The sequence below is a fragment of the Mesorhizobium sp. M7A.F.Ca.CA.002.05.1.1 genome (genome assembly GCF_003998335.1).
Classification (GTDB): domain Bacteria; phylum Pseudomonadota; class Alphaproteobacteria; order Rhizobiales; family Rhizobiaceae; genus Mesorhizobium.
Genome location: NZ_RZQI01000319.1, coordinates 1 through 6115, shown reverse-complemented (window position 1 = coordinate 6115; position 6115 = coordinate 1). Strand labels below are relative to the sequence as shown.

At 62.1% G+C, this 6115-nt stretch carries 5 protein-coding genes and 1 pseudogene; 4 read left to right on the top strand and 2 right to left on the bottom strand.

Annotated elements, in window-relative coordinates; translation table 11 throughout:
- From EN939_RS17325 to EN939_RS17310, 4 genes and pseudogenes are all read left to right on the top strand, one after another.
- Positions 1-251, top strand: a pseudogene (locus EN939_RS17325) (ABC transporter ATP-binding protein); the annotation flags it as partial.
- On the top strand, positions 248-1378 hold the full coding sequence (locus tag EN939_RS17320) for an ABC transporter permease (RefSeq protein WP_127269000.1): 1131 nt from the start codon (positions 248-250) through the stop codon (positions 1376-1378). The pseudogene EN939_RS17325 and the gene EN939_RS17320, both read left to right, overlap by 4 nt.
- Complete coding sequence (locus tag EN939_RS17315) at positions 1378-2298, top strand: ABC transporter permease (RefSeq protein ID WP_127268999.1); 921 nt, start codon at positions 1378-1380, stop codon at positions 2296-2298. Before EN939_RS17320 ends, EN939_RS17315 begins: the two co-directional genes overlap by 1 nt.
- A gap of 50 nt (positions 2299-2348) precedes the next feature.
- Positions 2349-3416 carry a BMP family ABC transporter substrate-binding protein gene (locus EN939_RS17310; protein WP_127268998.1) on the top strand — a complete coding sequence of 356 codons (1068 nt, stop codon included), beginning with the start codon at positions 2349-2351 and terminating at the stop codon, positions 3414-3416.
- Positions 3417-3461: 45 nt separating this feature from the next.
- On the opposite strand, the gene EN939_RS17305 is transcribed toward EN939_RS17310, so the two are convergent.
- Together EN939_RS17305 and rimO are read right to left on the bottom strand one after the other, a co-directional pair.
- Complete coding sequence (locus tag EN939_RS17305) at positions 3462-4568, bottom strand: acyltransferase family protein (protein WP_127268997.1); 1107 nt, start codon at positions 4566-4568, stop codon at positions 3462-3464.
- A 98-nt stretch (positions 4569-4666) separates the two neighbouring features.
- The gene (gene rimO / locus EN939_RS17300) at positions 4667-5980 is read right to left on the bottom strand and encodes a 30S ribosomal protein S12 methylthiotransferase RimO (RefSeq protein ID WP_127268996.1); all 1314 of its coding nucleotides are present in this window, start codon (positions 5978-5980) and stop codon (positions 4667-4669) included.
- Positions 5981-6115: the final 135 nt, after the last annotated feature.

The window sequence follows — 6115 nt, the reverse complement described above, 5'->3', positions numbered from 1 at the left end:
GGGGCGTGGATGCGGGCGCTGCCGCTCATATCCGCCAGGCCTTGATCGAGTTGTCGCGCAGCGGATCGGCGGTGCTGGTGATCAGCCAGGATCTCGACGAGCTGTTCGAGATATCGGATGCGATCGCGGTCATGCACAATGGCGAGCTGTCGAAACCTATGCCGATCGCCGAGGCAACCTTCGAAAAGGTAGGTTTGCTGATGGGCGGCGCCGAACCAGGCCACGCCGAACACTCGCTGGAGACGGCATGATGCGCCTCGAACTCGTCAAACGCCCGCAGCGTTCCATGCTGTTTTCGGCCCTGTCGCCGTTCATCGCCTTCGCGCTGACCATCATTGCCGGCGCCGTCATGTTCGCGCTGCTCGGCGTCAATCCGCTGACCGCGTTCAATATCTATTTTATCGAGCCGATCAGCCAGGTCTGGCAGCTACATGAGCTGGCGATCAAGGCAGCGCCGCTCATCCTGATCGCCGTCGGCCTGTCGGTCTGCTACAAGGCCAACATCTGGAACATCGGCGCCGAAGGCCAGTTCATCCTCGGCGGCATTGCCGGTTCGATGATTCCCGTGCTGTTTCCGCAGTTCGAAGGTCCGCTGGTGCTGCCGCTGATGCTGTTGCTCGGCATGGTCGGCGGCGCGGCCTATGCCGCGATCCCGGCTCTGCTCAAGACTCGCTTCGGCACCAACGAAATCCTGACCAGCCTGATGCTGGTCTACGTCGCGCAGCTCTTCCTTGATTGGCTGGTGCGCGGACCCTGGCGCGATCCGCAGGGCCATGGTTTCCCGCAGACCATCCAGTTCAACGATTCGGCCGTGTTGCCGGAGCTGATGCCGGATGCCGGACGGGCAAACTGGGGTTTTGTCTTCGCATTGGTCGCCGCGGTGCTGGTCTGGATCCTGATGAGCCGCATGCTGAAAGGTTTTGAGGTGCGCGTGCTGGGCTCAAGCCCGCGGGCAGGGCGCTTCGCCGGCTTCGGCCTCAACCGCATGGTCTTTTTTGCTTTCCTGCTGTCAGGCGCTCTGGCGGGTCTCGCCGGCATCTCCGAGGTCTCGGGCGCTATCGGGCAACTGCAGCCTGTCATTTCGCCCGGCTATGGCTTCACCGCCATCATCGTGGCTTTCCTTGGCCGCCTCAACCCGCTCGGCATCGTTGCCGCCGGTCTGGTGCTGGCGCTGACCTATCTCGGCGGCGAAGCGGTGCAGAGCGCGCTCGGCATCTCCGACAAGGTGGCGCGGGTGTTCCAGGGCATGCTGCTGTTCTTCGTGCTCGGCTGCGACACGCTCATCCACTACCGCATTCGCCTGGTCGGCCTGGCGCTGACCAAGCCGGAAGGTGCCGCGAAACTCGAAGCCGCGCCAAAGTTGAAGGAAGCCCGTTGATGGACATCACCGTAAACATCCTTCTGACCATCGCCACGGCGGCAACGCCCCTGTTGATCGCGGCAATCGGCGAACTGGTGGTCGAGCGCTCCGGCGTGCTCAATCTCGGCGTCGAGGGCATGATGATCATGGGCGCTGTCGGCGGATTCGGCGCGACCTATCTCACCGGCTCGCCCTGGATCGGCCTTTTGGCGGCAATCGCCATGGGCGCGGTGTTCTCGCTGCTGTTTGCCGTCATGACGCTGTCGCTGGCCACCAACCAGGTGGCGACCGGCCTGTCGCTGACGCTGCTCGGCCTTGGCCTGTCCGGCATGATGGGCACCAGCTTTGTCGGCCAACCCGGCGAAAGGCTGCCCAACCTCTACATTCCCGGTCTGACGGAAATGCCTGTCGTCGGCAGGCTGCTGTTCGGTCAGGACCCGATCTTCTACATTTCGATCGCGCTCACCGCGGCCGTCATGTGGTTCCTGTTCAAGACAAGGACCGGACTGACGCTGCGCTCGATCGGCGACAGCCACACCTCGGCCCATGCGCTTGGCATCCAGGTCATCCGCTATCGCTATCTCGCGGTGATCTTCGGCGGCGCCTGTGCCGGGCTTGCCGGCGGCCATCTGTCGCTGGTCTACACGCCGCAATGGGTCGAGAACATGAGCGCCGGCCGCGGCTGGATCGCGCTGGCGCTGGTGGTGTTCGCCTCCTGGCGGCCATGGCGGGTGCTGGCCGGCGCCTACATCTTCGGCGCGGTGTGGATCGGCCAGCTTCATGCACAGGCTTTTGGCATTCCAGTGCCTTCACAGTTCCTTTCTTCGCTGCCCTATCTGGCAACCATCGTGGTTCTCGTTCTAATCTCGCGCAACAAGCGTCTGACGATGATGAACACGCCGGCTTCCTTGGGGCAGCCATTCGTTCCGGATCGTTGACAATAAAAACAAACGGGAAGCTCCAAGGCTTAACTCAGAGAGGTAACACAATGAAAAAACTGCTTATTGCCCTGATGACCACGACCGCCGCCATGTCGCTGGCAGTGACGGCGGAAGCTGCGGACAAGCTGAAGGCATGCTGGGTCTACACCGGCCCGATCGGCGACTTCGGCTACTCCTACCAGCACGACCAGGGCCGTCTCGATGTGGAGAAGGCGCTCGGTGACAAGGTCGAAACAGCCTATCTCGAAAACGTCTCGGAAGGTCCCGACGCCGACCGCGCTTTCGAGCGCCTGGCGCGCGAAGGCTGCAAGCTCATCTTCGGCACCTCCTTCGGCTTCATGGACCCGGAAGTGAAGGTCGCCAAGAAATTTCCCAAGGTGATGTTCGAGCACGCCACCGGCTACAAGACATCGGACAATCTTGGCATCTACAATGCCCGCTTCTATGAAGGCCGCTACATTCTCGGCCAGATCGCCGCCAAGGAATCGAAGGCCGGCGTGGCCGGCTACATCGTTTCCTTCCCGATCCCGGAAGTGGTGATGGGCATCAACTCCTTCATGCTCGGCGCCCAGTCGATCAACCCGAACTTCAAGGCAAAGATCGTCTGGGTGAATACATGGTTCGATCCGGGCAAAGAAGCCGACGCCGCCAAGGCGCTGTTCGACCAGGGGGCCGACATCATCGTCCAGCACACCGATTCGACTGCTGCCCTGCAAGTGGCCGAAGAGCGGGGCCTGAAGGGCTTTGGCCAGTCTTCGGACATGATCAAGTTCGCGCCCAAGGCGCAGCTGACTTCGATCACCGATGATTGGGGTCCCTATTACATCAGCCGGGTCCAGGCAGCCCTCGACGGCACGTGGAAGCCTGGCAATGTCTGGCTCGGCATCAAGGACGGTGCCGTCAAGATGTCCGCTTACACCAACATGCCCGACGACGTGAAAGCGATGGCGCAGGCCACCGAAAAGAAGATCGTCGACGGCTGGAACCCCTTCACGGGACCGATCGCCAAGCAGGACGGCACGCCGTGGCTGAAGGACGGCGAAGTCGCCGACGACGGCACGCTGCTCGGCATGAATTTTTATGTGAAGGGCGTCGACGACAAGCTGCCGAAATAACCAGCGCGAGACATGAGACGGAGGGGCGCCGCGAGGCGCCCTTCTTCATTCGGCGGGCTGTGCGCCGGCAGAGGGGCGATGAAACCGCGTTCGTCCGGCATCGACCACACGGCCGAGCCAGAACCTGAGCAACCGCTGTACCGGTCGTTCGCAGGTGCGCCAGATCGCCCACGAAATGAAAAGCATGAGCACGACGCAACCAAGGGCGGCAATCCATTTGCCGACAATGGGCGTTGCCGCATTGATGGCGAGATAGCCGATCTCCTGATGCAGCAGATAGAGCGGATAGGTCAGCCCGCCCAGCGCCAGGGTGAGCGCCGATGCCCTCACACGGTGGCGCAACAGCACCGCGCCGATCAGGGCCGCGTGCATGACGGCGTTGGCGAAGACAAGATTGGCCGAGGAGACGGCAATGCCGTAGTGGCCGAGCATCCAGCGCTGCGTCACCGACAGCGTTCCGCAGGAGATCAGGAACGCGGCGGCGAGCAGCAGCAGGGCCGGCACAGAACGGTCATGCGAATGGATGTGGTGGACCAGCACGCCGGCGGCGAAGAACGGGCCGAACTCGGTGAGGAACAGCAGCCTGGCTCCGCCGCTGCCGATGAAGAACTCGTTCAAGGCCGAGATCGCCAGCCAGATGAAGATCAGCTCCAGCTTGCGTTTCTGGAAGAGCCCGGTGAACAGGGCCAGCGTGATCCATCCGTAGAACACCAGTTCAAGCACGATCGACCAGTAGACGCCGTCCATGAAGGGTTGGCCGAAGGCCGGCGCGAACATCGACAGGTTGGCGACGTACTGGCTGAAAGAGGCTGGAAGCAACGGCGTGCCGGCAAGGGTGAGAACTGCGAAGGTGATCGTCATGCAGAACAGAAAACCCGGATAGAGGCGAACGAACCGCGCGATCGCAAACTGATCCCAGCTCCGGTTTTCCGCCGACCAGGCAATGACGAAACCGCTGATCAGGAAGAACAGATTGACGCCGAGATAGCCGTAGAGGGCGAACGGTGCGGCAAGCGGATAGCCCTGCGCGAGGTAGCCTTCGGCGGCCGCGCCGCGAAAGAAATAGTGAAAGAACACGACGGCAAGTGCTGCCGCCAGCCTGAGCAGGTCCAGCGTCGCGATGTAATTTTGTTCCGCAGATCTGGTGTTCATCCGCATTTCCCCGCATCTCCGGTCCGCAAACCATAGAGCGGATCGCGGCTGAGCGGGTTAAAAGGCTGAACTATCGCCAGATGTAGTAAATACGGCCCTCAGACCGCCGAACCATAAAGGTCATAGGCGTCGGCGCGGTCGATCTTGACGGTGACGATATCGCCCTGGCGCAAAGGGCGGCGCGATTGGATATGCACCGAGCCATCGATCTCGGGCGCGTCGTATTTGGTGCGGCCCTTTGCCGACGTGCCATGCGCCTCGTCGATCAGCACCGGCAGGTGCTTGCCGACCTTCTTGGCCAGCTGCGTTGCCGAAATCTTCTGCTGGCGCTGCATGAAACGGTGCCAGCGCGCCTCCTTGATCTCCTGGGGAACCTGTTCGAGACCGAGATCGTTGGAGCGGGCGCCGCGGACCGACTCGTATTTGAAGCAGCCGGCGCGATCGATCTTGGCCTCGTCGAGCCAGTCGAGCAGCATCTCGAAATCGTCGTCCGTCTCGCCGGGAAAGCCGACGATGAAGGTCGAGCGGATGGCCAGATCCGGGCAGACCTCACGCCAGCCGCGAATGCGCTCGAGCGTCTTTTCGCCGTGTGCCGGCCGGCGCATGTTCTTCAACACCTGCGGCGAAGCGTGCTGGAAGGGGATATCCAGGTAAGGGAGGATCTTGCCCTCTGCCATCAGCGGGACGACGTCGGCGACATGCGGGTAGGGGTAGACATAGTGCATGCGCACCCAGATGCCGAGCTTGCCCAGTTCCTCGGACAGATCGAGGAATTTTGCGCGCACCTCACGGTCGCCGAACATCGACGTCTGATACTTGATGTCGATGCCGTAGGCGCTGGTGTCCTGTGAGATCACCAGAAGTTCCTTGACCCCAGCCTTGGCCAGTTTCTCGGCCTCGCGCAGCACATCGGCCGCCGGCCGCGAGACGAGGTCGCCACGCAGTGCCGGAATGATGCAAAAGGTACAGCGGTTGTTGCAGCCTTCGGAAATTTTCAGATAGGCGTAGTGGCGCGGCGTCAGCTTGACACCCTGCGGCGGCAAAAGATCGACATAAGGGTCGTGCGAAGGCGGCGCGGCCTCATGCACGGCAGCCATCACGCTCTCATAGGCCTGCGGCCCGGTGATCGCCAGCACATTGGGGTGCTTTTCGCGAATGACGTCCGGCTCGGCGCCCAGGCAACCGGTGACGATCACCCGGCCGTTTTCCGAAAGCGCGGAGCCGATGGCGTTGAGCGACTCGTCGCGAGCGGAATCGAGAAAGCCGCAAGTGTTGACGACGACAAGGTCGGCGCCGTCATGCTTGCGGGCGATTTCGTAACCTTCGGCGCGCAGGCGCGTGATGATGCGCTCCGAATCCACAAGGGCCTTCGGGCATCCAAGACTGACAAAACTCACGCGTGGAGCGGACATAGAGCGTTTCCGGGCTTTTCAGGATTGCCGGCGCAGTACCACACTTATTGCGGCATTGGTATGGGCACGCCCGCGATGCGGCAAAACGCACGGCGGTCTTGCTTCCACGGCGTGAAGATGCCGATGTCTGCCAGC